The 25,608-nt window shown below is 61.0% G+C and carries 21 protein-coding genes; 17 read left to right on the top strand and 4 right to left on the bottom strand.

Annotated features, from left to right (window positions below; translation table 11 throughout):
- Positions 1 to 29: 29 nt before the first annotated feature.
- The 4 genes from D3P04_RS13090 to D3P04_RS13075 form a co-directional block, all read right to left on the bottom strand.
- A complete protein-coding gene (locus D3P04_RS13090; RefSeq protein WP_119749577.1) occupies positions 30 to 1,547 on the bottom strand; it encodes a tripartite tricarboxylate transporter permease in 1,518 nt (505 codons plus the stop codon).
- 3 nt (positions 1,548 to 1,550) lie between these two features.
- Positions 1,551 to 2,045, bottom strand: coding sequence for a tripartite tricarboxylate transporter TctB family protein (locus D3P04_RS13085; protein WP_119749575.1), 495 nt, complete (start codon positions 2,043 to 2,045; stop codon positions 1,551 to 1,553).
- Positions 2,042 to 2,983 (bottom strand): Bug family tripartite tricarboxylate transporter substrate binding protein, encoded by a 942-nt coding sequence (locus D3P04_RS13080; protein ID WP_119749573.1) that lies wholly within the window; start codon positions 2,981 to 2,983, stop codon positions 2,042 to 2,044. The genes D3P04_RS13085 and D3P04_RS13080 overlap by 4 nt, the downstream gene beginning before the upstream one ends.
- Before the next feature lie 205 nt (positions 2,984 to 3,188).
- Entirely contained in the window at positions 3,189 to 4,280 is a 1,092-nt protein-coding gene (locus D3P04_RS13075; protein ID WP_119749571.1) for an ABC transporter substrate-binding protein, read from the bottom strand.
- Between the two features lie 79 nt (positions 4,281 to 4,359).
- Here D3P04_RS13075 and D3P04_RS13070 point away from each other — a divergent pair, with 79 nt between their 5' ends.
- The 17 genes from D3P04_RS13070 (at position 4,360) to D3P04_RS12990 (ending at position 25,605) form a co-directional block, all read left to right on the top strand.
- On the top strand, positions 4,360 to 5,031 hold the full coding sequence (locus tag D3P04_RS13070) for a response regulator transcription factor (protein ID WP_119749569.1): 672 nt from the start codon (positions 4,360 to 4,362) through the stop codon (positions 5,029 to 5,031).
- Positions 5,028 to 6,425 (top strand): sensor histidine kinase, encoded by a 1,398-nt coding sequence (locus D3P04_RS13065; RefSeq protein ID WP_119749567.1) that lies wholly within the window; start codon positions 5,028 to 5,030, stop codon positions 6,423 to 6,425. The genes D3P04_RS13070 and D3P04_RS13065 overlap by 4 nt, the downstream gene beginning before the upstream one ends.
- Before the next feature lie 261 nt (positions 6,426 to 6,686).
- Positions 6,687 to 7,940: a DUF4123 domain-containing protein gene (locus D3P04_RS13060; RefSeq protein WP_119749565.1), complete on the top strand. Its 1,254-nt coding sequence runs from the start codon at positions 6,687 to 6,689 to the stop codon at positions 7,938 to 7,940.
- Positions 7,933 to 10,605: a toxin VasX gene (locus tag D3P04_RS13055; RefSeq protein WP_119749563.1), complete on the top strand. Its 2,673-nt coding sequence runs from the start codon at positions 7,933 to 7,935 to the stop codon at positions 10,603 to 10,605. The genes D3P04_RS13060 and D3P04_RS13055 overlap by 8 nt, the downstream gene beginning before the upstream one ends.
- Positions 10,605 to 11,444: a hypothetical protein gene (locus D3P04_RS13050; RefSeq protein WP_119749561.1), complete on the top strand. Its 840-nt coding sequence runs from the start codon at positions 10,605 to 10,607 to the stop codon at positions 11,442 to 11,444. The genes D3P04_RS13055 and D3P04_RS13050 overlap by 1 nt, the downstream gene beginning before the upstream one ends.
- A gap of 391 nt (positions 11,445 to 11,835) precedes the next feature.
- Positions 11,836 to 12,354 carry a hypothetical protein gene (locus D3P04_RS23365; RefSeq protein ID WP_182912843.1) on the top strand — a complete coding sequence of 173 codons (519 nt, stop codon included), beginning with the start codon at positions 11,836 to 11,838 and terminating at the stop codon, positions 12,352 to 12,354.
- 154 nt (positions 12,355 to 12,508) lie between these two features.
- A complete protein-coding gene (locus D3P04_RS13040) occupies positions 12,509 to 14,014 on the top strand; it encodes a M81 family metallopeptidase (RefSeq protein ID WP_220475328.1) in 1,506 nt (501 codons plus the stop codon).
- Between the two features lie 121 nt (positions 14,015 to 14,135).
- Positions 14,136 to 14,903 carry a 5'-nucleotidase, lipoprotein e(P4) family gene (locus D3P04_RS13035; RefSeq protein WP_220475327.1) on the top strand — a complete coding sequence of 256 codons (768 nt, stop codon included), beginning with the start codon at positions 14,136 to 14,138 and terminating at the stop codon, positions 14,901 to 14,903.
- 281 nt (positions 14,904 to 15,184) lie between these two features.
- Positions 15,185 to 16,162: a prolyl aminopeptidase gene (gene pip / locus D3P04_RS13030; protein ID WP_119749556.1), complete on the top strand. Its 978-nt coding sequence runs from the start codon at positions 15,185 to 15,187 to the stop codon at positions 16,160 to 16,162.
- Positions 16,155 to 17,933 carry a S9 family peptidase gene (locus D3P04_RS13025; RefSeq protein WP_119749554.1) on the top strand — a complete coding sequence of 593 codons (1,779 nt, stop codon included), beginning with the start codon at positions 16,155 to 16,157 and terminating at the stop codon, positions 17,931 to 17,933. The genes pip and D3P04_RS13025 overlap by 8 nt, the downstream gene beginning before the upstream one ends.
- Positions 17,934 to 17,942: 9 nt before the next feature.
- A complete protein-coding gene (locus tag D3P04_RS13020) occupies positions 17,943 to 19,367 on the top strand; it encodes a M20 family metallopeptidase (protein WP_119749552.1) in 1,425 nt (474 codons plus the stop codon).
- A gap of 35 nt (positions 19,368 to 19,402) precedes the next feature.
- Complete coding sequence (locus tag D3P04_RS13015) at positions 19,403 to 21,007, top strand: ABC transporter substrate-binding protein (protein WP_119749550.1); 1,605 nt, start codon at positions 19,403 to 19,405, stop codon at positions 21,005 to 21,007.
- Positions 21,008 to 21,083: 76 nt separating this feature from the next.
- Positions 21,084 to 22,136, top strand: a complete 1,053-nt coding sequence (locus tag D3P04_RS13010) for an ABC transporter permease (RefSeq protein ID WP_119749548.1) — start codon at positions 21,084 to 21,086, stop codon at positions 22,134 to 22,136.
- A gap of 8 nt (positions 22,137 to 22,144) precedes the next feature.
- The gene (gene nikC, locus D3P04_RS13005) at positions 22,145 to 23,056 is read left to right on the top strand and encodes a nickel transporter permease (RefSeq protein WP_119749546.1); all 912 of its coding nucleotides are present in this window, start codon (positions 22,145 to 22,147) and stop codon (positions 23,054 to 23,056) included.
- A complete protein-coding gene (locus D3P04_RS13000; protein WP_119749672.1) occupies positions 23,049 to 23,915 on the top strand; it encodes an ABC transporter ATP-binding protein in 867 nt (288 codons plus the stop codon). Before nikC ends, D3P04_RS13000 begins: the two co-directional genes overlap by 8 nt.
- A complete protein-coding gene (locus D3P04_RS12995) occupies positions 23,912 to 24,694 on the top strand; it encodes an ABC transporter ATP-binding protein (protein WP_119749544.1) in 783 nt (260 codons plus the stop codon). Before D3P04_RS13000 ends, D3P04_RS12995 begins: the two co-directional genes overlap by 4 nt.
- Positions 24,691 to 25,605 carry a serine hydrolase domain-containing protein gene (locus D3P04_RS12990; RefSeq protein WP_119749542.1) on the top strand — a complete coding sequence of 305 codons (915 nt, stop codon included), beginning with the start codon at positions 24,691 to 24,693 and terminating at the stop codon, positions 25,603 to 25,605. Before D3P04_RS12995 ends, D3P04_RS12990 begins: the two co-directional genes overlap by 4 nt.
- Positions 25,606 to 25,608 lie beyond the last annotated feature (3 nt).

Raw genomic sequence — 25,608 nt, 5'->3', positions numbered from 1 at the left:
CGCCCCAGTCAGGGGGGCGGGATCTTCGTTCAGTCCTCGTCTCCGGCCATCTGCGACAGCATCTCGCCCTTGCCGCGTGCGCGCATGATCAGCGGCACGATAAAGGCCAGTGCCGCCAGGCCCAGCAGAACAGCGGCAATCGGCGACTGCACCAGCGTCGTCCAGTCGCCCTGGCTGATCGACAACGCCCGGCGCAATTGTTGCTCGGCCATCGGGCCAAGGATCAGGCCGACCACGATCGGTGCGATCGGATAACCGAAAAGACGCATCACATAGCCAAGAACACCGAAGGCCAGCAGCATGCCAAGCTCGAAGCTGGAAGGATTGGCGCCAATAGTGCCAAGCGTGGCGAATAGGAGGATCCCCGCATAAAGCCAATGGCGCGGAATGGTCAGCAGCTTCACCCACAACCCGATCAGTGGCAGGTTCAGCACAAGCAGCATCGCATTGGCGATCAACAGTGATGCAATCAATCCCCAGACCAATGTCGGGTTGGTCGCGAATAGCAGCGGACCGGGTTGCAGGCCGAATTGCTGGAACCCTGCCAGCATGATCGCCGCAGTGGCCGAAGTCGGCAGACCCAGCGTCAGAAGCGGCACCAATGTCCCCGCCGCGCTGGCGTTATTGGCAGCTTCGGGACCGGCGACTCCCTCAATCGCGCCCTCGCCGAACTCTTCGGGATGCCTGGTCAGCTTCTTTTCGGCGGCATAGGACAGGAAAGTGCCGATCTCGGCCCCGCCCGCGGGCATGGCGCCGATGGGAAATCCGATGGCGGTGCCGCGAAGCCACGGTTTCCACGACCTCATCCAGTCCAGCCGGTTCATCCAGACCGATCCCTTGACCGCCGTCACCTGATCATCGTGCTGTATGCTCTGTCCGGCGATATACAGGGCTTCGCCCACCGCGAACATGGCGACGGCCATCGTGGTGACCTCGATCCCGTCCAGCAGATCGGGCACTCCGAAAGACAGACGTGCCTGTCCGGTAAGCTGATCGATGCCGATACAGGCGAGGGCAAGGCCCAGAAACAGCGATGTCAGCCCCCGCAGCGCGGAATCTCCGAAGGCGGCGGATACCGTGACGAAGGCCAGCACCATCAGCGCGAAATATTCGCGGGGCCCGAAAACCAGTGCAATCTTGACGATCCACGGCGCAAGGAACGCCAGCAGAAGCGTCGCGATCAGCCCGGCGATGAACGAGCCGATGGCGGCGGTGGCCAGCGCCGGTCCCCCGCGCCCTTTGCGGGCCATCTTGTTGCCTTCGAGCGCAGTGATGATCGAGGCGCTTTCTCCCGGCGTATTCAGCAGGATCGAGGTGGTCGATCCGCCATACATGCCGCCGTAATAGATGCCCGCGAACATGATCAGCGAACCGGCCGGATCCAGCCGGTAGGTAACGGGCAGAAGCAGCGCCACGGTCAGCGCCGGGCCGATGCCGGGCAGCACGCCGACTGCCGTGCCAAGCGTCACCCCAATCAGCGCGTAAAACAGCATCATCGGATCCGACGCCGTCACAAGGCCCTGCAAAAGGAATGAATAAGCGTCCATGTGCTAACCTCTTGGGAAGATCAGCTGCTCGACCGGCCCGGCGGGCAGATGCAGCATCAGAAGTTGCGAGAAAACGCACCAGACCGCGAAGGACAGCACGATGCCGATCGGAATCGTCATTGCCAGGTTCCGCTTGCCGAAGCCTCTTGCGGTGAAGGCGAACAGAATTCCCGTTGCGATTGAAAAGCCGGCTGCGTGCAGCAGCAACAGCTGCGCGGCAAGCCCCGCGACGATCCACAGGACCGGCGCCGCTTGCTGCGGGGGGCGCTCGGGAAATTCGCCGCGCAGCGCCGCAGTCGCCGTCCACAATGCCAGCAAGATCAGGCAAAAGCCCACGACACGAGGCATGCTGGCCGGACCCAGCCCGGAATAGCCGCCCAGATCGGCAAGCCGCGCGCTGTCCCAGATTATCACCAATCCAAGGATGACAAGGCCGGCCGCGATGAAAAGCGCAGCCGTATCCCGGCTGCGCTTCCTGTTCTGCGTTGCGGGTCTCATTTGATCAGACCGATATCCCTGAGCACCGCATCGGTCGCGGTGGTGTCGCTTTCCAGCTGGGCGTCGAATTCCTCGCCGGCCAGATAAGTGTCGGCCCAGCCCTTGTCGGACAGTTGTTTCTGCCAGCTGTCAGAAGTCACCATCGCCTCGATATCGGCTGAAACCTTCGCTTTCTGCTCATCCGTCAGGTCCGGAGCGGCGGCCACCATGCGCCAGTTCTCCAGTACGACATCCAGCCCGGCCTCTTTCAGGGTCGGCGCATCCGCGCCCTCGATGGGTTCCGGGGCCGAGGTCGCCAGAAGCCGCAGCGTTCCCGCCTCGATTTGCGCCTCGAACTCACCCAGGGACGAGATTCCCGCTGTCACCTGATTGCCCAGAATCGCGGCAAGCGCTTCGCCGCCACCCGAATAGGCGATGTAGTTGATCGTCGTCGGATCGACTTCCGTGGCCTTGGCGATCAGCCCGACCGCGATATGGTCCGCCCCTCCGGCCGAACCCCCGGCCCAGCTGACCGAGCCGGGATCGGCCTTCAGCTGCTCGATCAGATCCTCGATCGATTCGATGGGCGAGGCGGCGGGAACGACGATGGCCTCATATTCCCCGGTGAGCCGTGCGATCGGGGTGACGTCCTGCAGGGTGACGGGTGAATTGTTGGTCAGGATCGCTCCGACCATGACATAACCGCCAACGATCAGCGCATCGGGATTGCCCCGGTTCTGGCTTGCGAATTGCGCGAGCCCGATGGTGCCCCCTGCGCCCGGTACGTTCTGGACCTGCGCCGAAGGCGAGATCCCTTCCTCCTGCATGACCGTCTGCATCGCACGCGCGGTCTGATCCCAGCCACCCCCGGGATTGGCGGGCGCGATAATTGTGTAATCGGCCGCCGCAGGCAGCGCCATGGCACCCGCAAACAGGCTGGCCAGTATAAAAGTCTTCATGATATTCCTCCGTCGAGTCCGGGATTGCAGCTCTGCCCCGGTTCTGATTGCTATTGTCGGTCTGAACGCCGCGCCTCTCCCAAAGCACTGCAACCTTAAGGAAGGGTTTATTGCTTCATGACCCGTTCCGCGCGTTATTCCAGCATAGAAAGCTGTCATCCACCTGACATCGGACCAGTTTTTTTCATGAATCGGGAGATTGCGGTCAATCGCCCCGCAGGGCCTCGTTCCATCGCTTCAGCAGACGTGCCCGCGTGGCCTGGTCAAGATATGCCAGCAGTCCCGGGCTGACCGGAACTGGCTTTAATCGCAGCCCCGCCAGATCCTGCATTCCCCCGGCTGGGCCGGTCTGGCCCGCGACCTCCAGGCTGACGGCGGATAGTCGCAAAGTGCGCGACAACAGCACCTGACCTTCGGGCGACATCAGGAAGGCAAGGAATGTCTCTCCTGCGCGGGGCGAGCGTGCCGCTGCGGGGACAAGTCCGATGCGCGAGACGACGACCGTGAAGTCGCGCGGCAGGATCAGACCGACTTTCTCGGGATGTTGGCGCGCGAATTCGGCCACATAGGAGCCCAGCAGATTATAGCCCAGGACCAGTTCGCCATCGGCGATGCGCTGCAGGATTTCGGCCGAGGTCGGGAATTGCTTTACGCCTGCCTTGCCCATTGCGGATACGACCGACCAGATATCCGGGTACAGATCCTGATCGCGGGCCATGAACAGGTAGCCCACGCCCGAACGCGCGACGTCATAGGTGCCGATCCGGCCTTGCGCCTGAGCGGGATGTTCGGCCATCCAGCGCAGCAGTCCCGCGCGGGTGGTCGGCAATTCCTGTCCGGCGAAACTGGGTTTGTGATAGGCAAAGACTGCGGGTTCATATGTCAGCGCATAAGCCGTGTCGCGCCAATTCGCCCAATTCGGCCAGCCAGCCGTGTCGGGCGTTCTGACAGGCCGGGCAAAACCGTCATTGGCCAGTTTTACCTGAAGGTCCATCGCCGAAGAGAAAGCGAAATCCGCCGTACCAGTGCCCGCCTCGCTTTCAGCGACGATGCGGTCATGCACCTCGTCTGTCAGCAGGGTTTCGTATTGCACGCTCATCCGGGGGTAGCGGACCTGAAATGCCTTGATCAGAGGCTGGGCAAGTTCGATATCGAGCGAGGAATAGATCCGCACCGATCCCTCGACCTGATCGGCGGGCGCGGGAAATTCCGCAAGCTCGGCCCGCGCAGTCCCGGACAGCGACAGGATGATGATAGCGATCATCGGGGCAAACAGGCGTGAAACGGGTAACTGCATGGTGAGGATATTGAAACAGCCATAACCCGTTCACAAGCCTGACGGCGAAGGTTAGATTCCATGCCGGGGAGAATGGGCCATGCGCATCTTGCTTGTGGAGGATAATCTGTCTTTGGCCGAAAGCCTGGCTGCGCTGCTGCGTCAGTCCGGCTATGCCGTGGACATGGTTCAGGACGGCGCCACGGCCGAGACGCTGGCGGCGGCGGTGGATTTCGATCTGGTCATTCTGGACCTGAACCTGCCGAAAATGGACGGGCTTGATGTGCTACGCAAAATGCGGGCGCGGCGAAATTCGGCGCCGGTGATGATCCTGACTGCCCGCGGCAGCCCTGAAGAACGGGTCCGGGGGCTGGATCTGGGCGCCGATGATTATCTGATCAAACCCTTCGATATCGGCGAATTCGAAGCGCGTATCAGGTCGATTCTTCGCAGGCAGGCCGGGCTGCGCAGTTCTGTCGTCAGTTTCGGCCCACTCGAATTCGACCTGATCGCGCGCAGCTTCTCGGCCTCGGGTCTGCCGCTGGAACTGCCGGCCCGCGAACGCGACCTGCTGGAACTGCTGATGCTGCGCGCAGGCAAGGTGGTGGCGCGCGAATCGATCATCGCCTCCTTGACGACGCTTGATGCGGATCTGTCTTCCAATGCGGTCGAACAATATGTCAGCCGATTGCGCAAGCGGTTGGCCGAACTGGGGCTGACTGTCCGCACGGCGCGGGGCATCGGCTATTTCCTTGACCGGGTTCACGAATGAAGCTGCGCTGGCCCGCAGGGGAATCCTTCTCGCTTCGGCGCAGGCTGCTGGTCTGGCTTCTGGTTGCGACCGCAGTTCTTGGCGTGGGCGCCTTGATCGATACCTGGCGCGAATCGGTCCGCATGGCGAATGCGCTGGCCGACCGTTTGCTGGTGGGGTCGGCCATGATCATCGCCGAGCGCGTCTCATTGGACGAGGAGGGGACGATCGCGATCGAAATCCCTTATGGGGCGCTCGAAATGCTCAGTTCGGCCGCGCAGGATCGGGTGTTCTACCGGGTCGACGGTCCGCCCGGTCATCTGGTCACGGGTTATGACGATCTGCCCGTGGCGCATGCCGAAGGTCAGGGGCCGGCCTTCGCGGACGCCACATTTCGCAGCGCGCCCGTTCGCGTGGCCAGCGTTTCCGGCGCGGCCTCGACCGGCATCGATGAGATCCCCTTTACCGTTACCCTTGCGGAAACCACCATTGCCCGGCAGGAACTGACGCGGGCCATCATGATCCGTTCCGCGCTTCGGCTTCTGGCCATGATATTGGGCGCAGCTGCTATCGTCTGGATCGCCGTCACCGTGTCGCTGCGGCCGCTTTACCGTCTAAGCGATGCCATCGCAGAACGTAACCCGGCCGATATGAGCCCGATCGAAACACATGTTCCGTCAGAGGTCCGCAACCTGGTTCAAACGATCAATTCTTTCATGCGGCGACTGAAATCGTCGATGGACGGGTTGCGTAATTTCACCGGCAATGCCGGACATCAGTTGCGTACGCCGCTTTCCGTGGTGCGCACCCAGCTTGCCTTGATGGCGCGCGCATCGAGCTTGTCCGAGGCGCAACTGGCCGCGCAGAAAGGCGATGCCGCGGTCGGCCATGCCGAGCGCGTGCTGGCGCAGCTTCTTCTGCTGGCAAGGGTGGACGCGGCTGCCGGAGCAGGGCCCGACAGCGCGATCGTCGACCTGACCGCGCTGGCGCGCGACCTGACGGCCGAGCATATCCCCGCCGCCGCCGAAGCCGGCATCGATCTGGGCTTCGAAGGTGTCGAAGCCCTGTCGGTCCATGCCAATCCCATCCTGCTGGGCGAAGCGCTGCGCAATCTGATCTCGAACGCCATTCTGCATGGCGGCCGCGATACGGTCGTGACCATACGTGTGCGGCGCGACGATAATCTGGTCCTGCTGGAGGTCGAGGATAATGGCCCCGGTATTCCTGCCGACGCGCATGCGGCCGCTATCAGCCGCTTTTCCCGGGGCCGGGCCATCGGCGCAGGCATGGGGCTGGGCCTGCCGGTGGTCGAGGAAATCGCAAATCTGTTCGGCGGCCGGCTGACATTGTCCGAGGGCGCGGAAGGCCGCGGTCTTCTGGCGGTTGTCGCGTTACCTATGCTGCCGGAACGCTGATCGGATGATCTTGCTGAAACCTTCGGGCGTCAGGTGGCGCGGCAGGGGGCGGTCGCGACGCGGATGGATATGAGCGTCGGCTATGGCGCCCCGCTAACCCTATCATGGCATCTTCGCGTTTGAGTTGTGCCGTTGCAAAATACTGAACGAAGCAGTACGGGTTTCAGGGACCATGTGGTCATAGACGGGATCGACGTCCTCCGATCCCTATTTTCAGGGTGAACGCCACCATATTTCTTCATTATCCTATGAGCCACAATCATGAAGGATATCTTCCTTGGTCCGGTCAGGCTGCAGTCAGACCAGATTTCCGTTCCCATCGACTGCTCGGTCGCGATACTGGCATCAAGGCCAGCCGCGATCGAAGCGCAATTGGCCGATGCGTTTCCCGGATTGGGCCGGATCGTTTCTTCCGGACGCCTCATGTCCGCCGACATGGTGCTGGACAACAGGACAGACATTCCTGCGGAGCTGACGGAGCCCCTGCTGCGGCTTTCGCCGGAGCATCCGGTTGCCCTGGTCAGGCACGATACGGGAGAGGTTTTTTCACACGATCCCCAGGGGGCGGTGAGCGCCCGCGATCTGGGCAGGATCCCACCCTTCGGCGGCAAAGGAAGCATCCGCAATGACGCAACCGTTCCTGCCGGACTGGAAGAGGCATTCCTTGCCGGGTTGAAAACAAAGACCGGGCAGGGGGAAAGCCTTTATGCCGTGATCGATGCTGCCGCTTGTCCGGGCCTGCCCGAGCGGCTTGCCTCATCCGGCCTGCGCCACAACAATCTGTTCAAGGGAGAGGCGGCCAAGTCTCTGGCAGATGTCTCGCCATATCTTGTTGAGTTTTCCGGGCATGAAAGCTTCCTGCGCAGATTGTTCAGCACGCGCCGGACCGAGGCGGACTGGATCAATCTGTATGATCTGGACGCGTGTCTTTTCCTGCGCAGCACTGCCGATTTCGACAGTATTCGAAGCCATTTCCGCCGTTATACAAAGTTCAGGGACGAGACAGGGCGCTGGATGTTCCTGCGTTTCTGGTCGTCGTATTTCCGGGCCTATCTCTGCTCGACGGATCTGCGGGCTTTGCCGCGCGGTTTCCTGAGCCCTTTCAGCGCCGTATTGTGCCGCCTTCAGCAAGACCGATGGCAGATGGCCGCACTGCGCCCCGATCGGACAGTTCCCCCCGACGGGTTTACGCAAGAGTTCCGCTGGTTCTGTCGTACGCGGATTCGCCTGCGGTTCCTGGCGAAGGTTCGTGATCATTTGCAGGAAATCCATGGACAGGCACCGGGGCAGGAACGGCTTGCACTTTTCTATCTGCGCGCCCGTACCCGTGGCTATCGCAGTGAGCGGGCGGTTGCACGCTACATGGAAACCTTGTGGCTGAACGAACGGCGCGGGTGGAAAGAGGTGGATTTGCTTGCACTGGATGCGGCGCGTGCGACCCATAGCCTAAGCGATACGCATCGTGCGGCGGAACTGTTGAAACTGGTGCAAAATGAGGGGGAACGTCATGTCTGAACACGGTAATTTTTCCGCCAATGCGGATGCCGAGGCCGATGCCTGGCATTGTACGCCCGGCCTGATCCCGATCTTTCCGGTGCGGTTCTCCCAGCAGCCCTTCGATCTTGGCAATGTCGTCCCGCCCAGTTCGATCAGCAATCCGGGCAGTTCAATCATCAGAACGCTGCGTCAGGGCTATGTCTATATCTTCATCGAATCCCCCGAGGATCGGGAAGATGCCACGGCGCGCGACGGCAGATGGTACGTGTTCCGGCACAGCACCGCGTCCGAGGACGTCAATTCCGATGTCGCCCCCGAAGGAACGGACACGCGAAATGCCGGCCAGTTCATGTTTTCCAAATATGAATGGACCGATAATTACGGGCGCGGGGACTGGACTTATAGCGGCGAGCGGCATCCCTATTGCTGGGTTCCCCGATGGGCCAGCACGATCTGGATCGCCTATAGCGAATATCGCTGGCCCCCGGCCTTTTTCGAAAAGGGTCACGGTCAGGCGTTCCGTTCGCAGATCATGCAGAAGATCGACCTGCGCGGCCAGAATCAATGGGCGGCATATATCGGCGAAGCCCCTGAGCTGGTGGAAGAATTCAAACCGGAATCGGCGCGCAATATGGTCGTGAAGGCGCGGCTCAACCTGTCGCAGACCGGCTTCGAGCCACGTCAGAACTTTCCCATCAGCCAGAACGCCCAGTCCGAGCAATGCGTGGCGATGGCGGCCCTGTTCGATCCGATGGGCGATATCGCCGAGCTGCGCTACCGGCTTGAATTGCTGAATGATCACCAGACGCGTTTCAGCTCGGAGAACACCTATCCGCTGACGATCGGCGCCTTTTGCGAGCAATTGGAGACGGTTCTGCCCAAGCGTGACGGATTGCTGAATGTGTTCAACAAATTCGCCCTGCGCGAAGGTTGGCAGGCATCTTATCTGGGATTACGCAGCATTCTGGATGCTCTGGTCATTCAAACGAGGGATACTGTGCGGGCCGCGCAGAACATGATCGGCAACGAGGCCGATCACCAGCTTGGCAAACATCTTGCGCTGGCCAGCCAGGAAGCCGAAGCCGGTGATCTCGATGCGCTTGAATATTATAGCGTGCTTCTTGGACGTGCGGTCGAGACGCTTTGCTTCACCGCTCAGGGATCGGGCGCGATACGCGAAGGTCTTGGCGGCGATGTCGGGACTGCGGGCCAGTCACTCCGGGCATGGCTTGGAAAGTTCCGGAGCCTTTGGAACGGTGTCAGCAAGCGACCCTTCGAGCTGTACAAGCAAAAGCAATACTCCTTCCAGATCGTCTTCGAGGCCATCGGGGTAGAACTTGCACAGGAATTGTCCGCGGGCACCCAGTCAATCGAAAGCTGGGAAGCCGCGCTCGACGCGGGATACAAGCGCAACGGATCAGAGGCGCTAAGATTCTCGCGAAGATCCATGAACCTTGAAGATGCCGTCAAATTCGTCACCGGCAATCTTGATCAGACCTCCTACCGGGCAAGCAGCGTCTCCGGCGCGCTTGACCACGGCGGAAACGTATTGGCCACCCGAAGAGTCATCGATGCAGGCCAGACCGCCGATATTCCGTTCATCGAGACGAATACGACGGCAAGTTTCGTCGGAGGAATTGACGCCCATCGCCGGATCGCGATGGCCGATATGACCAGCGCGGGCTTCGGGTTGTTTCTGGCCACCTGGGCATTGGTAGAGACGACGAAGGCAAGCGCCAAGGCCCAGACCCCCGAACTGATCGAGCGGGGTATGTTCACGAGCTTTGCCGCAAGAAACGATTTCAAGCTTGGTGTGGCTGCGGTCGGCATGGCAGAGGCGCTCAACTCGACCTACACCAAGTTTCGCGCGACCCGGCATACGGTGTCCCAGATCTCTTCGGAAGCATTGTCGACCCTATACGAAGGGGTGGCCAACAGAAATGCGCTTGTCGACATCGCCAAACCGACGCAAGGCGCAATCGGGCGCGCAGTCGGCTATTGGCTGCCACGGGTGAGCGTGGCGGTCGGATCCGTGGTTGCGGTCGCCGGTATTACGCGGGGCTACGAAAGGCAGGATAATAACGAGATCGTCGGGAACATCGCCATGCTGATCGGCGGCCTGCTGCTGTTTCCGGGGCTTGGCTGGGTCGCCGCATTGGTGGGGGGTGTTCTGCTGTTCATCGGCTTCCTGTTCACGCTGGGAACCTATACACCGATGGAAGATGTCGTCCGGTTGAGTTTCTGGGGGTGGGCTGTGCCGTATTGGGAGGAGCCGCAAAGATCTGACTTAGACGTGCAGATCATGCGATCTCGAGGCTTGCCGGGTCAGATCAAGGACTATTTCACAGAAGAAGTTGCCCGTTTCGCCGAATTCGGCTGGGCACCCGAGATTGTTAACCTTGAAAGCGGAGACGGCAGTTTCCTTGTGCGCAGCGAAGCCATCACCGAAATGGGCGCGGATGCGATATCCATCAAGGTCGAACAGGAAATGTCGGGGCCGCAGTTCAGCACCTATTGGCGTGATTTACGCACGGCCAAAACCGCAATACCTGGGGCGAACACCATACGCATTACCTTGACGGATCAAATCGCGACGGCAAAACCGATCAGGGTAACCGCGACTGTCACAGGAAAACGAACCGGAATGGAGCTGAAAACCGTCGAAATGCTGGAGAACCCCTGATGTCAACCAATCGGGACGACGATCCTCGTTATCATGTGGAAGGCTCGGCATGGTCTGGGCCGGATAGTGTGGATTTGAAGCCCTATTTCGGCAAGATGAAGATCGTCCTTGGTTTCCTTGTCTTGGTCATGATCGGGGTTCAGGCTTGGCAACTTTGGAGTAATCCGGTTTATCGGGAAATCCAATTTGGTCTGTTCGGACAGGGTATTCTCTGGGGAGAAAATGCAATGTGGGAGAAGTCATACCAAACGTGTCTCGAATGGTATGATCCTTCTCGTGGCTGTACAGCCGATATCACTCCATGGAGATTTATGCTTACGATCGTTGATTCCTATTGGATGAATTATCTTCTCTATTTAGTGACATTAATTATATTGCCCTCGATATTCCTGTTCTGGCGTCGCCCCGCCCCGATACGTTGCAACAAAGCGCTTAAGGCGATCTACTCCTGGCGTCGGCGCAGGCTGTTCATTCATTCGGGCCACTATATCGAATTCAAACAGAAGAATTTTTACGACGCGATCGCGCAAAGTTCACGTCGCGGCCCTGCGGTGATCGAACTGACTGACAGCCGGAATCCTGCGCGGAAAGGAAAATTCAAGGTCGGTCCCTATGTCAGCCGACTGGAATCCCAGCCCGCGCGATTGCTGGGGCAGATGCGGAATTTTCTGCTGGGCTACGAAGGCCCGACGCTGTCAGAGGCGCGGCCCCGGCGGCTGAGCTATCCGTTCTGGGAATGGTCGCTGCTGCCTCCCCGTCGCCTGCCGGCCGATATCGACGCGCAGGCGGAACGCTGGCTTCGTGAGCATGGCCTGCATCCGGACGATGCTGAAGGTTAGCTGAGCGGGTTCGGTAGCAGGGAAGCGGGCCTGCATGTGTTTGGAATGGTGAAATGTTGGAGAACCCCTGATGTCAACCAATCGGGACGACGATCCTCGTTATCTTGTAGAAGGCTCGGCCTGGTCTGGTCCGGATAGTGTCGATCTGAAATATTATTTCGGCAAGATGAAGATCGTCTTCGGCTCTTTGGCAATCATAATGATTGGGGTCTGGATCTGGTTTATCATGACCAGCCCCCTGACTCATGATCGTTTTTGGGGATTATTAGGAGAGGGGGTCTTATGGGGTGAAAATGAATTAATGAGCAATACCTATAAAGGCTGTCAAACATGGGCAGATTTCTTTCCGGTATGCGGCCCGGATGTAACTCCGCAAGAATTTATGCTTGCCATGGCCACGGAAAGAATTTGGCATTATGTATTCTACATGGGCGTTTTTCTTGGCCTGCCCTCGATATTCCTGTTCTGGCGCCGCCCCGCTCCGATACGTTGCAACAAAGCGCTTAAGGCGATCTATTCCTGGCGTAGGGGCAGGCTGTTTATTCATTCTGGCCACTATATCGAATTCAAACAGAAGAACTTTTACGACGCGATAGCGCAAAGTTCACGCCGCGGCCCGGCGGTGATCGAACTGACGGACAGCCGGAATCCTGCGCGGAAAGGAAAATTCAAGGTTGGTCCCTATGTCAGCCGTCTGGAATCCCAGCCCGCGCGATTGCTGGGGCAGATGCGGAATTTTCTGCTGGGCTACGAAGGCCCGGCGCTGTCAGAGGCGCGGCCCAGACGGCTGAGCTATCCGTTCTGGGAATGGTCGCTGCTGCCTCCCCGTCGCCTGCCGGCCGATATCGATGCGCAGGCGGAACGCTGGCTTCGTGAACATGGCCTGCATCCGGACGACGCTGACGGCTAGCTGAGCGGGCTTGGTCGCAAGTCTTGGCGCGAAAGGAAGCCTGTCGCCTGCGCCGGATTATGCGGCCATCCGCTTCGACCCTTGCCGGCATCGAGATCACAGGCATAATCTGCGCAGGCCGGACCATGACGGCCGGCAGATCAGAGAAGCTCGAATGCCTATGAACCCTACTGTCCTCAGCGCCGAATTCATGCATGAAAGCAACACGTTTTCGCGCTACCGCACCGACCTGCCGCAATTCGGTGCGGATACGTTGCTTTACGGAGAGGACGCGATACGCGCGCGGCGGCAGGCGAATACCGAGCTGGCCGGTTTCATGGATGTGGCGGATGCGTCCGGCTGGTCCTTGCTGCACAGTATCTCGGCCCATGCGGTCCCGGGGGGGCAGGTGGCGCGGGCGGCGTTCGATCACATCGCCGACGTCATTCTAAAGACCGCGCGGCGGCATCGCGAAGAAATCGACGGGGTGCTTCTGGGCCTGCATGGCGCGATGGTGCCCGAGTTCTGTCAGGATGGCGAAGGTCATCTGCTTGGACTGCTGCGGGCAGAGCTGGGTTCGGAAATCCCCATCGCCGTCACGCTGGATCTGCACGCGATGGTATCCGCGGATATGGTGCGCGATGCGCAGATCCTGGTTTCGTACAAGACCTATCCGCATGTGGATATGCGCGAGACCGGCGCACATGCCGCCCGGCTTCTCGACAGGGCGATGAAAGGCCAGATCGCGCCGCGGACGCTACGCAGCCATGTTCCGATGCTGGACGAGGCGAATTCCGGCCGGACGGATATTCCCGAAACCCTTGCGCTGTATAAGCGTGCGCGCGAAGCAGAGGCCGACGGGCTGCTGGCGGTGTCCGTCAATGCCGCGTTCACCGGGGCGGATGTCTTTTGCGTCGGGCCGACCGTGCTGGCCACCTATGACAGCGGCGATCCCGCGGCGGAAGCGGCGGCGCAGGCGATAACCGAAGAACTTGCCACGGCGATCTGGAACGGCCGTAACCGGAATGACCGTGATTTCCTGGAGGTGCGTGATGCCTGCGCCGAGGCGCTGGCCCATGATGGGGCGAACGGTCCACTGGTCATTGCGGATTATGCCGACAATCCCGGCGCGGGCGCCTATGGCGATGCGACCGCGCTGTTGAAGGGCCTGCTGGATGCCGGTGTCGAAGCTGCCGTTTTCGCGCCGATGATCGATCCCGGGGCGGCGGCGGAACTTCATTCCCATCGCGAAGGGGAGACCGTGACCGTCACCATCGGAGGCAAGGGCGATCCGCAATTCGGAGGCGCGCCGCTGAAGGTAACCGGGACGATCCGCAGGCTGTCGGATGGGAATTATATAGGCGACGGGCCAATTCAGGGCGGGCTTGCGCATACATTCGGTCCGGTTGCGGTGATCGATCTTGGTGGCGTCGAGGTTCTGATCGTGTCCGAGGCACAACAGATGGTCGATCTGCAGCAATTGCGCGCCTTTGGGATCGAACCGACGGAGCGGCGCGTATTGGCGTTGAAATCAATGCAACATTTCCGCGCCGCCTTTGAGCCGATCGCGGACCGGGTCATCATATGCGATTCGGGCGCACTCGCGACGCCTTGCGTGGATCGTCGTTCCTATACCCGCGTTCCACGGCCTCTCTGGCCCCTGGATCGCGATTTCGAATAGCTCTTCCTGACGGCGCCCCGTGTCGCGAAGAAGCGAATTATTTCGGCAAGCAATATTGATTGACTAGTCAATCAATATTTACAATGGTTATATGAAAATCATTACCAGCAGGGGGAACAACATGAAGAAACTTATGCTGACCTGTGCCTTTCTGGCATTCACCGCCCAGGGCGCTTTCGCGCAAGACGCCGGGGCGGAACCCGCGGATTGCCCGGTGGCCGAATTCACCATGGGCCTGCGTTATCAGCAGCAATCGGCCGAGGTGCGGGCATTGCAATTGCAGGCCTATAATATCGCGACTGAACGGCTGAATTCCGCGGTCGAGGGCGCCGAGGATCCATCGAAACTGGCCGTGGTGACCGATCTGGATGAAACGGTGATCGACAACACCCCGCTACTGGCCCGCGACTTGGGCAATTGCCATATGTACGACGCCTGGGACACCTGGCTTCCGTGGGAGCGCGACGGCAAGCCGACGCTGATTCCCGGCGCCAAGGAATTTCTGGATCATGCGGATAGTCTTGGCGTGACGATCCGCTATGTCTCGGACCGGTCGGATGAGCAGAAAGAGCATACGATCGCCACATTGACCGAGCTTGGCCTGCCGCAGGTCGGCCCGGAATCGGTGCTGCTTCTTGGCCCGCCCAAGGTCGAGCGGCGCGATATCGTCAGTGCGGATCACCAGATCGTCCTGCTGATCGGAGATACGCTGCATGATTTCGACGGACGCTTCCGCAAGACGCCACTGGAAGACCAGAAGGCGACCGTGGCCGAGGAAGCGGCGAAATGGGGCGCCGAATGGATCGTCCTGCCCAATGCCAGCTACGGCCCCTGGTCCGAGGCGCCGCTGACCGCATGGGATGCCGAACCCGTCATCGAAGAATGGTGAATCCGTAAGGCCGGGAATAGCTCTTCCGGAAGAGGTGACCCTGTTCGCGGGTGGCTTCTGCCCGCGCAGGAAGCTTTGCGCTTTGCGAGGGTTTTCGACGTGATGCTCAATTCGTAATCATGTGTCCGGTGCCGCGGCATCTGTCGAAATTCCGGAAAGCAAGCCGGGCGGCAGCAAAACATGGGCCTGGGCGGGCCGGTGCGCGGTGCCATCCTTAAAACGGATAGTCCATGCGAATTTCGCATTTGACGGGCCAGACTTCAGGTCCCTAGAAATTTCATATGGAATCCACAAGTTCTTTGCCGGCCGGCACCGATGCGGACAGTTTTTCTGCGCATCGTCTTAAGGTCGATGACCAGCATGATCTGTACCTTGAGCGGCATGGCACACGCGGCGCTATCCCGACAGTGATCCTGCATGGAGGGCCGGGTGGCGGGCTGAATCGGGCGGCGCTGCGCAGCTTTGCTTTGGCACGCCACGACATCGTGCTGTTCGATCAGCGTGGTGCGGGCCGTTCGACTCCTCTGGCAGAGATCCGGGGCAATACCACGGTGGATCTGGTGCATGATCTGGAAAGGATCCGGGCACATTTCGGCTTCGAGCGCTGGATGGTCGCTGGCGGGTCATGGGGAAGCTGCCTCGCATTGGCCTATGCGCAGGCGCATCCCGAACGGGTATCGGCATTGCGGCTGCATGGCATCTTTCTTGGCGGACAGGCAGAAATCCAGTGGTGGTTTCACGGCGTCCGGCAGGTCTTTCCCGATCACTGGGAGCGTTTCGCGAATTTTGTCGCCGCCGAGGAACGGGGCGATCTGCTGCAGGCATATTACCGGCGGCTGATATCCACGGATATGACAGTCGCGCAAGAGGCCGCGTGGCATTTAAGGAACTTCTCGGCCCGGACCCAGACGCTTTGCCCGGATGAGGCGCATGTCGCCCAGCTTCTGGAAAGCCCCCGCAAATACCTGCCCGTCGCGCGGCTGTTCACCCATTACTGCATCAACCATGCCTTCATGGCGGAAGGCGCATTGCTGGCCGGTATCGACCGGATTCGCCATATCCCGGCAGAGATCCTGCAGGGGCGCTATGACATGGTGACGCCGATGGCATCGGCCTGGGCGCTGCATCGGGCCTGGCCCGAGGCCCGGTTCGAAACCGTTACCCTTGCAAATCATACCAGCTCCCCGGCGATGCTGGCGGCGCAGCGCGCGGCCTCGGACCGGCTGGCGGACAGGATCGGGAACCTTGCCGATGATTGACCCGCAGACCATTCTTCCACTGCTGGAAATCCCGTCCTATTGCGCCCCCTCCCGATCACCGGGCGACGGAAGATTGGCCTTCATCCATGATGCCAGCGGGATGCCGCAGCTTTGGATCGAGAACACGACCGGCATCCGCCAGCTGACCGATCATGCCGAACCGGTCAACAGTTTTACCTGGCATCCGGCAGGGCATTCCATCCTGTTCACCGCTGATTGCGGAGGGGACGAGCGATGGCAGTTTCACCTGCTGGACGTGAAGACGGGCGCGATCCACGCGCTGACGAACGATCCGATGACGGTCCATATGTGGGGGGCGTTTTCCCCGGATGGCAACCGGATTGCCTATTCCGCGAACCATCGGCAAAAGGACCGGCTGGATCTTTGCGTGATGGATATCCCGACCGGAGCCGTGACCTCGGTCGCCGATCCTTCGGGTTATCAGGAAGTGCTGGGTTTTGCCGCCGATGGCGCCAGTTTGCTGGTGCGCCGCACCCTGGGCGCCGCAAGCGACCAGAAGCTGGAACTGGTCGAAATCGCCTCGGGGCGGCGGGTGCCGGTGCTGGATGCTGCCCATCGCGTCAAGTTCGTGGCGGCGCGGTTGCTGAAAGCGGGTGGCGGGCTGGCATTATGCGATCTGGAAGGCGACCGGATCGCGCTTTGGCGCTTTGCTGCTGATGGCGGTTCCTCGGGCTGTCTTCATCAGGTTGCGGGCCGCGATCTGGATGCCTTTGCACTGGCGCCGGATCAGCAAAGCGCGGTGATTGCCGTGAACGAGGACGGTTATAGCCGTCTTGCAGGTCTTGATCTGGCCTCCGGGCAGGTCTCATCCATTGAAATGCCTGTGCCGGGTGTCGTCAGCGGGGTAAGCGTTCCGGGTGGTGGGAACGCCGTGCTTTGTTCGGTAAGTTCGGCCGGTTCCGCCCCCGCGATATGGGAAATTCCGTTCGGCGGTCAGGCAGCTGCCTGCCTTCATGGATCGCCTGCGCTGGGCGAGGGGGTGGCGCCTTCAATCGCGACATTCGACAGCTTTGACGGGCTGAAGGTCCCCTATTTTCTTTATACGCCCCGGGGGCCGCGCCCACCGGAAGGCTGGCCGGCGGTGTTCATCATCCATGGCGGCCCCGAGATGCAGTGGCGGCCGGAATGGCGTGCCGATGTGCAATGGATGCTGTCGCAGGGCGTGATGGTCGTGGCGCCGAACATACGCGGCTCGACCGGCTATGGACGGGTCTTTCATTCGCTGGACGATCACGAGAAAAGGCTGGACAGTCTGGCGGACCTGACCGCTTTGCGCGCCTCGCTGACCGATCGGCATCTGGTGGATGCCGGCCGCTGTGCGGTCTTCGGACGATCCTATGGCGGCTATATGGTCATGGCCGCGTTGACCGAGAATCCCGAATTGTGGCGATGCGGCGTCAATTTCTACGGAATCGGGAATTTCTTCACCCATCTGATGGCAACCGGCCCCTGGGCGCGGTTGATCCGGGTGGCGGAATACGGGGATCCCGACACGCAGGCGGATTTGCTGCGGCGCATTTCGCCGATCAACCGGATCGACAGGGTGCGGGCGCCTTTGATGATGGTCCATGCCGACCGCGACCCCCGCGTTCCGCCCTGCGAAAGCGAGATTATCCACTCGCTGATGTTCGGACTGGGGAAGCGCTGCGATTTCATGCGCATCTCGCATGAGGGGCATGGCTTCAAACGTATCGAGAACATTCGCCGCGTGTTTCAGGCGCTGGCCGGCTTCATCGCAAAAGAACTTTGAGGAAAAACCATGAAGAACGAACCCGATATCTGGAACAGCGTCGACCAGCACGCATCCGACCTGATCGGTCTGTCCGACCGCGTCTGGGGAATGCCCGAGATCTGCTATACCGAATACCGCTCGGTTGCCGAACATACGGCAATGCTGAAGGAAAAGGGGTTCCGCGTCACCGAGAACGTCGCGGGCATTCCCACGGCAGTCATCGGCGAAGCGGGCGAGGGCGGTCCGATCATCGCCTTTCTTGGGGAATATGACGCATTGCCCGGCCTTAGTCAGGAGGCCGGCGTGGCTGAACCACGTCCCTTGCCGGGCAACGGGCAGGGGCATGGTTGCGGGCATAATCTGCTGGGCTCGGCCGCGATGCTGGCGGCCTGCGCTCTCAAGGACTGGCTGGCCGAAACGGGAACGCCGGGGCGGGTGCGCTATTACGGCTGCCCGGCCGAGGAAGGCGGCGCTGCCAAATCCTTCATGGCCCGCGAAGGGGCTTTCGACGGCGTGGCCGCCGCGATCACCTGGCATCCGCATTGTTTCAACGAAGTGGCGCCCGCAAAGTCGCTTGCCAATACGCGGATGGATTTCGAATTCACCGGACGGGCCAGCCATGCGGCGGCGGCTCCGCATCTGGGCCGTTCCGCGCTGGACGCCGCGCAACTGATGTGCACCGGGGTGCAATATCTGCGGGAACATGTGCCGCAGGAAAGCCGCATCCATTATTCGTTCCTGGATGCAGGCGGCGTCGCCCCGAATGTCGTGCAGGCCAAGGCCAAGCTGCGCTTTGCCATCCGCGCGCCCGATCTGCCGGGCATGTTCGAACTGAACGAGCGGGTCAAGCGGATTGCCCAGGGGGCCGCGATGATGACCGATACCAGCGTCGACATTTCCATCATGAGCGCCGTGTCGAACCTGCTGCCGAACGACTCGCTTGAAGAGGCGATGCAGGCCAATTTCGAACGCCTTGGCCCGCCGCCATTCGATGAGAGGGACCGCGCATTCGCCGCTGAGATACAGGCGACCCTGTCCCCCACCGATATCGCCAGCGCCTATCGTGGCATCGGGATGGCGCCCCGGAACACGCCGCTTTGCGATTTCATCGTGCCGCGGGACACCACGCGTGACCTGATGATCGGTTCTACCGATGTCGGCGATGTCAGCTGGATCGTGCCCACCGTTCAGGCTCATGCGGCCACCTTGGCGATCGGGACGCCCGGACATAGCTGGCAGGTGACCGCGCAGGGCAAGACGCCTTCGGCACATAAGGCCATGACCCATGTGGCCAAGGTGATGGCGGCGACCGCGCAGGACTGCCTGACGGATCCCGACCTGATCGCCCGTGCGCGTGCCGATCTTGATCGCAGGCTGGCGGATGCGCCCTATATCTGCCCCATCCCGTCCGAGGTCACGCCGCCGCTTCAGCCCCGCCCGGAACCGGCCTGATACACCATCAAAAAAACAACAGGGAAACCAAAGAGATGAAACTGAAACACATGATGCTGTCCTCGGCGTTTGCGGCGGCTGTGGCTGCGGCTGTTCCGCTGCAAACCGCCGCCGAGACACCGCCCGACGTCATGGCGATGGCCTGGAATATCGACGCCATATCGACCTTCGATCCGGCTCAGGTGGGCGAGGTCGTCACAATCGAGTTGCTGGCCAATACCTGTGACCGGCTGATGGAATATGATCCCGAGGACGAGACCAATATCGTCCCCGGCCTTGCTGAAAGCTATGAGGTTTCCGAGGATGGCACCACCATCACCTTCAAGATTCGCGAGGGCCTGACCTTTCCTTCCGGCAACCCGGCCACCGCGCAGGAGATGGCATGGTCGCTGCATCGCGTTCTGAAAATCGGCCTGGGCGCCGCGGCCGCGTTGACCGAATACGGGTTCACCGCCGAAAACGCGGAAGAGCGGATCACCGCGCCCGATGACACCACACTGGTGATGCAGTTCGATCAGGCCTATCCGATCTCGTTGGTATTGCAGGCCATCGCGGCTTATCCGGTGGCGACGCTTATGGACCGCGATACGATCATGGCCAATGAGGTCGATGGCGATATGGGCAACAAATATCTGGCCACGCGGACCGAATGCGTGGGCCCCTATCATCTGGCGCGCTGGAACCCCGGCGAGGTCGTCATCCTCGAACGCAACGAGGAATATTGGGGCGAGCAGCCGGCGATGAAGACAATCCTGATCCGCCATGTGGCAGAGGCCGCCACGCAGCGCCTGATGCTGACCAGTGGCGATATCGACGTCGCCCGCGACCTGACCCCCGAGGATATTGCGGATGTGTCGCAGATCGAGGGCATCGAGATCGCCACGGCCCTGAAGCCGCAATTGACCTATCTTGCCCTGAACAACGAATTCGGGCCTTTCACTGATCCCCGGGCACGTCTCGCGCTGCGCTATCTGCTGGACTATGATGCGATGGGCCAGTCGTTCCTGCGCGATATCGGCGTGATCCGGCAAAGCCCTGTGCAACTCGGCGCCTTCGGGGCGCTGAGCGAGGAAGAGGGGCGGGCATTCTCTCTGGATGTCGAGCGTGCCCGCGAATTGCTGGCCGAGGCCGGCGTCGAACCGGGAACGAAGTTCTCGCTGATTCTGGGAACGCATCCCTATTCGATGCCTATCGGCCAGCACTTTCAGGAAAATGCAGCCGAAGCGGGGCTGGATGTCACGGTCGAGCGGATGGCCAACGCCCAGCTGTTCGCGCGCGTGCGCGGCCGCGAATTCGAGATGGCGGTGATGAGCTGGCAGACCTCGGTCGGTGACGCGCATGGAATGGCCTCGCGCCAGATCTACAATCCCGACAATGCCGCCGAAGCCAAGCTGACCCAATATCCAAGCTGGCGTTCGGCCTATTTCTCGGAAGAATACAATCAGCGTGTCATGGACGCCTTGCTGGAGCCCGACACCGCCAAGCGCGAAGAACTCTATCACCAATTGCAACTGGACCAGATGCAAGAGGGTCCGCAGGTCTTCATCTTCCAGACAAGCCAGAACGTCGCCTATCGGACAGCGCTGAAGGGCTGGACCTTCCACGGATTCAGGACCTTCTACAACATGGTCTCGAAATAGGCCTCCATGCGCATGATGCCCGCCTGCGGTTTCAGGCGGGCATCGGACAACTTTCAGCAAGACGGAGGACCGGACCATGCGAGTGGCAGCGCAAGGAGGATATCTGACGCCCCGGCGCAGGCGGCGATTGAGGGAGGCGCTGGTCGCCATCGCCTCGATCGGCGTGACGCTTCTGGGCCTTGTGGCGCTGACCTTCTTCATCGGCAGGATGCTTCCGCTGGATCCGGTCATCAAGATCGTGGGCGAGAACGCCCCGCAGGCGGCCTATGACCGGGTCTATCGCGAATTGGGGCTGGACCAGCCGCTGATCGTCCAGTTCCTTGGCTATCTCAAAAGCGCCGTGACTCTGGATCTCGGTAACTCCCTGACCTCGGGGCGCCCCGTTCTGGAGGATATCGGCCGCGTCTTTCCCGCCACGATCGAGCTTGCGACCGTGGCGATGGTCATCGGCACCGGGCTTGGCGTGCCGCTGGGCGTGTTGTCGGCTATGTATGCCAACAGCTGGATCGACCATGTCGTGCGCACCGTCTGCCTGATCGGGTATTCGGCACCGAACTTCTGGCTGGGACTGATGGGGCTGATGATCTTCTACGCGGGTCTGGGCTGGGTGTCCGGCCCGGGGCGGATCGATTTTGTCTACGAATACGGATTCGAGCAGCGCACGGGCCTTTTGCTGATCGACACGATCATGGCGGGCAATTGGGACGCCTTTCGCAATGCGGTGTCGCATATCGTGCTGCCGGCGGCGATCCTTGCCTTCAGCGCGATGACCTATATCAGCCGGATGACGCGCAGTTTCATGGCCGCGCAACTGACGCAGGAATATATCATCACCGCGCGGGTCAAGGGCCTGTCCTGGCGCCGCACCGTCTGGCGCCATGCGTTCCGCAACATTGCGGTGCAGGTGCTGACCGTCATCGCGCTGTCCTATGCCTTCCTGCTGGAAGGGGCCGTGCTGACCGAAACGGTTTTCGCATGGCCGGGTTTTGGCCGCTATCTGACCAGCGCGCTGCTGGCGGGCGACATGAATGCCGTGGTGGGCTGCACGCTGATCATCGGCCTCATCTTCGTGACGATCAACCTGATCTGCGACGTGCTCTATCGCGTCCTTGATCCCAGAACCCGGTAGGTGCGGCGATGGATGATATGTATCAGCACGGTGTTCGCGGCTGGCTTGCTGCGCCGGTCCCGGCCTCGGCGGCGCAAGCGAGGGCGCAGCAGATCTGGTTGGGCTGCAAACGGTTCGCGGCCAACCGTTCGGCGCTGGCGGGCCTTGTTTTCCTGTTGCTGCTGGTGATCGTGGCCTGGCTGGCGCCGCTTATCGCGCCCTACAATCCCTTTCAGCAATCACTGGCCGCACGGCTCATGCCACCCTCGGCCGCGCATTGGTTCGGCACTGACGAATTGGGGCGCGACATCCTTTCGCGGATCATCTACGGGACGCGGATCACTCTTTATATCGCTGTCCTGACGGCCGGGATCGTTGCCCCCGTCGGGCTGATCGTCGGCACCATTGCAGGCTATTTCGGCGGCTGGATCGATCTGGTGCTGATGCGGATCGTGGATGTCTTTCTGGCCTTCCCTTCGCTGATCCTTGCCCTGGCCTTCGTCACCGCATTGGGTCCGGGAATCGAGAATGCCGTGATCGCATTGTCGCTTGCCGCCTGGCCGCCAATCGCGCGTCTTGCCCGGGCGGAAACCCTGACCATCCGCAAATCCGACTATGTGGCAGCCATGCGCATGCAGGGCGCATCGCATCTGCGGATCATCTGGTCGGATGTGATCCCGATGTGCCTGCCCTCGGTCGTCGTTCGGGTGACGCTGAACATGGCCATCGTGATCCTGACGGCTGCGGGTCTGGGCTTTCTGGGTCTGGGCGCGCAACCGCCCAGCCCGGAATGGGGCGCGATGCTGTCCACAGGCCGGGAATTCATGATGAACGCATGGTGGGTTGCCGCCATGCCGGGCATCGCCATCCTTCTGACCAGCCTTGCCGTCAATCTGGCCGGCGATGGGCTTCGCGATGTATTGGATCCCCGCCATGACTGAACCATTGCTGGAGGTTGAAAACCTGCGCGTCCGCTTTGCGGGCAACCGCACCGGGCGGGACGCGGTTCGCGGCGTGTCCTTTCGGGTCGGGCGCGAAAAGCTGGGAATCGTGGGCGAATCCGGTTCCGGCAAGTCGCAGACCGGGCGCGCGCTTTTGAAGCTGACGCCACGATCGGCGCAGGTTACCGCCACCCGGATGCGATTTCGCGGAGAGGATCTGCTGACCGCGTCCGAGCGGCGGATGCGCGAGATCCGCGGTCGCTCGATCTCGATGATCCTGCAGGATCCGAAATTCTCGCTGAACCCCCTGATGAAAGTGGGCGAGCAGATCGTCGAAGCCTATCGCGTGCATCATCAGGCGGATCAGAAAACCGCAAGGGAACGGGCCCTGAAGATGCTGGAGGCGGTGCATATCCGCGATGCCGAGCGGGTGTTTTCGCTGCTTCCGCATGAAGTGTCGGGCGGGATGGGCCAACGTATCATGATCGCGATGATGCTGATCCCCGAACCCGACATCATCATCGCGGACGAGCCGACCTCGGCACTGGACGTCACGGTGCGCAGACAGGTGCTTTCCGTGCTGAACGAGTTGGTCGAGGCGCGGGATACGGGGTTGATTCTGATCAGTCACGACCTGAACCTTGTCGCCAGCTTCTGCGACCGCATTCTGGTGATGTATGCAGGGCGCGTGCTGGAAGAGATCGAGGCCAGGAATCTGCGAAATGCGCGCCATCCCTATACGCGCGCGCTTCTGGACAGCCTGCCGCGCCTTGACCGGCATGTCGATCCGCTGCATGTGCCGCAACGCGATCCAGGCTGGCTGGATGGCCCGGTTTTCGGTCCGGAGGAAAGATCATGAGGCAATCGCTGTTGGAGGTGGCGGATCTCAATGTGTCCTTCGGAGAAGAGGACGAGCGTCATCATGTCGTGAAGGATGTCGGCTTTCACATCGGGCGCGGCGAATGCTATGGGCTGATCGGAGAATCCGGCTGCGGCAAAACCACGGTGCTGCGCGCAATCGCCGGTTTGAATTCCGATTATGACGGCTCGATTTTGCTGGACGCTCAAAAGCAGCCAAAGGCAAGACGCGGCGCCGGTTTCCTGCGCCGTGTGCAGATGGTGTTCCAGGATCCCTATGCGTCGCTGCATCCCCGAAAAATGGTCGAGAAAGTGCTGCGCGAACCGTTGCAGATCCATGGGTTCGACCGCCAGCGGCAACGGATCGATGAAGTGCTGGTGCAGGTAGGACTGGATCCCTCGTTCCGCTACCGTTACCCGCATGAGCTGTCAGGTGGGCAGCGTCAGCGGGTCGTCGTCGCCCGCGCCCTGATCATGGAGCCCGAGATTCTGCTGCTGGACGAGCCGACCTCGGCACTGGATGTCTCGGTGCAGGCCGAGATCCTGAATCTGCTGACCCGGGTGCAGCGCGAGCGGGGTCTGACCTATCTTCTGGTGTCGCATGACATGGCGGTGATCGCGCATGTCTGCCAGCGCATCGGTATGATGCAGCACGGCCGTATCATCGAAGAGATGACATCCGAAGCCGTTCGCAACGGACAGGCGCAAGAGCAATATACACGCGAATTTCTGGACGCCAGCGCGGCCTTTGCCGCTGCGCTGGAAGGGGACGCCACATGATCGAGCATTTGACACCGCATATCGAAAGACAGCCAACCGCCGCGCTTCTGGTTTGGCAGAACGGCCGATTGGCCGGTCAGTTCGGTCCTCAGGATCGCAAGTTTCTGTGCCATTCAATCCGCAAAAGCATTCTGGCCGCCCTGATCGGGATCGAAGTCGATGCCGGACGTCTGGATCTGGCCGCGACGATGGAGCAGTTGGGTATCGACGATCACGATCCCCTGTCGGCCGTCGAGCGTCAGGCGACGGTCTATGACCTGCTGACTGCCCGATCGGGCATTTATCATCCGGCCGGCTATGAAACCGAATGGATGCGGATGATCAAGGAAAAGCGCCATTCCCACGCGCCCGGCACATTCTGGTGCTATAATAACTGGGATTTCAACGCGCTCGGGACGATCTATGTCCAGTCCAGCGGTCACAGCGTGGCCGAAGGCTTTACCCGCCATCTTGCCGATCCTTTGGGCATGCAGGATTTCCAGCCGGAAGGTCCCACGCCCGACGCCTGGGTCGAGCCCTTTACCGAATCCCGGCACGCCGCCTATCCGTTCCGGCTGTCCAATCGCGACCTTCTCCGGTTCTGTCAGCTTTATCTGCAAGGTGGCGTCTGGGAAAAGCGCCAGCTTCTGCCGGCAGGCTGGACACGGCTTTGCACCTTGCGCAACAGCGAGGCCGGGACGCATGGCGCCTATGGGTATATGTGGTGGCTGGAGCGTGCAGGCTGCGGAATTCCCAATGTGGTGCTGCCCGAAGGCAGCTATTTCGCGATGGGGGCGGGCGGGCATTATGCGCTGGTCATGCCTGCCCGGAATGCCATCGTCCTGCATCGAGTGGATACCGAAAAGGGCGACAGGGTATCGGATTTTCAATTCGGCGCATTGCTGGCCGCAATCCTTCAACATCTGGACTGATCC

Source organism: Paracoccus onubensis, assembly GCF_003591515.1.
Lineage (GTDB): Bacteria > Pseudomonadota > Alphaproteobacteria > Rhodobacterales > Rhodobacteraceae > Paracoccus > Paracoccus onubensis.
Note: the sequence above shows the minus strand (reverse complement) of the source record. Positions and strands in the feature narration are given on the sequence as shown.

What these genes read in the sequence shown, in the direction of transcription:
- D3P04_RS13090 (WP_119749577.1), bottom strand. Translation starts at nt 1,547, where the DNA reads ATGGACGCTTATTCATTCCTTTTGCAGGGCCTTGTGACGGCGTCGGAT.
- D3P04_RS13085 (WP_119749575.1), bottom strand. Translation starts at nt 2,045, where the DNA reads ATGAGACCCGCAACGCAGAACAGGAAGCGCAGCCGGGATACGGCTGCG.
- D3P04_RS13080 (WP_119749573.1), bottom strand. Translation starts at nt 2,983, where the DNA reads ATGAAGACTTTTATACTGGCCAGCCTGTTTGCGGGTGCCATGGCGCTG.
- D3P04_RS13075 (WP_119749571.1), bottom strand. Translation starts at nt 4,280, where the DNA reads ATGCAGTTACCCGTTTCACGCCTGTTTGCCCCGATGATCGCTATCATC.
- D3P04_RS13070 (WP_119749569.1), top strand. Translation starts at nt 4,360, where the DNA reads ATGCGCATCTTGCTTGTGGAGGATAATCTGTCTTTGGCCGAAAGCCTG.
- D3P04_RS13065 (WP_119749567.1), top strand. Translation starts at nt 5,028, where the DNA reads ATGAAGCTGCGCTGGCCCGCAGGGGAATCCTTCTCGCTTCGGCGCAGG.
- D3P04_RS13060 (WP_119749565.1), top strand. Translation starts at nt 6,687, where the DNA reads ATGAAGGATATCTTCCTTGGTCCGGTCAGGCTGCAGTCAGACCAGATT.
- D3P04_RS13055 (WP_119749563.1), top strand. Translation starts at nt 7,933, where the DNA reads ATGTCTGAACACGGTAATTTTTCCGCCAATGCGGATGCCGAGGCCGAT.
- D3P04_RS13050 (WP_119749561.1), top strand. Translation starts at nt 10,605, where the DNA reads ATGTCAACCAATCGGGACGACGATCCTCGTTATCATGTGGAAGGCTCG.
- D3P04_RS23365 (WP_182912843.1), top strand. Translation starts at nt 11,836, where the DNA reads ATGGCCACGGAAAGAATTTGGCATTATGTATTCTACATGGGCGTTTTT.
- D3P04_RS13040 (WP_220475328.1), top strand. Translation starts at nt 12,509, where the DNA reads ATGCCTATGAACCCTACTGTCCTCAGCGCCGAATTCATGCATGAAAGC.
- D3P04_RS13035 (WP_220475327.1), top strand. Translation starts at nt 14,136, where the DNA reads ATGAAGAAACTTATGCTGACCTGTGCCTTTCTGGCATTCACCGCCCAG.
- pip (WP_119749556.1), top strand. Translation starts at nt 15,185, where the DNA reads ATGGAATCCACAAGTTCTTTGCCGGCCGGCACCGATGCGGACAGTTTT.
- D3P04_RS13025 (WP_119749554.1), top strand. Translation starts at nt 16,155, where the DNA reads ATGATTGACCCGCAGACCATTCTTCCACTGCTGGAAATCCCGTCCTAT.
- D3P04_RS13020 (WP_119749552.1), top strand. Translation starts at nt 17,943, where the DNA reads ATGAAGAACGAACCCGATATCTGGAACAGCGTCGACCAGCACGCATCC.
- D3P04_RS13015 (WP_119749550.1), top strand. Translation starts at nt 19,403, where the DNA reads ATGAAACTGAAACACATGATGCTGTCCTCGGCGTTTGCGGCGGCTGTG.
- D3P04_RS13010 (WP_119749548.1), top strand. Translation starts at nt 21,084, where the DNA reads ATGCGAGTGGCAGCGCAAGGAGGATATCTGACGCCCCGGCGCAGGCGG.
- nikC (WP_119749546.1), top strand. Translation starts at nt 22,145, where the DNA reads ATGGATGATATGTATCAGCACGGTGTTCGCGGCTGGCTTGCTGCGCCG.
- D3P04_RS13000 (WP_119749672.1), top strand. Translation starts at nt 23,049, where the DNA reads ATGACTGAACCATTGCTGGAGGTTGAAAACCTGCGCGTCCGCTTTGCG.
- D3P04_RS12995 (WP_119749544.1), top strand. Translation starts at nt 23,912, where the DNA reads ATGAGGCAATCGCTGTTGGAGGTGGCGGATCTCAATGTGTCCTTCGGA.
- D3P04_RS12990 (WP_119749542.1), top strand. Translation starts at nt 24,691, where the DNA reads ATGATCGAGCATTTGACACCGCATATCGAAAGACAGCCAACCGCCGCG.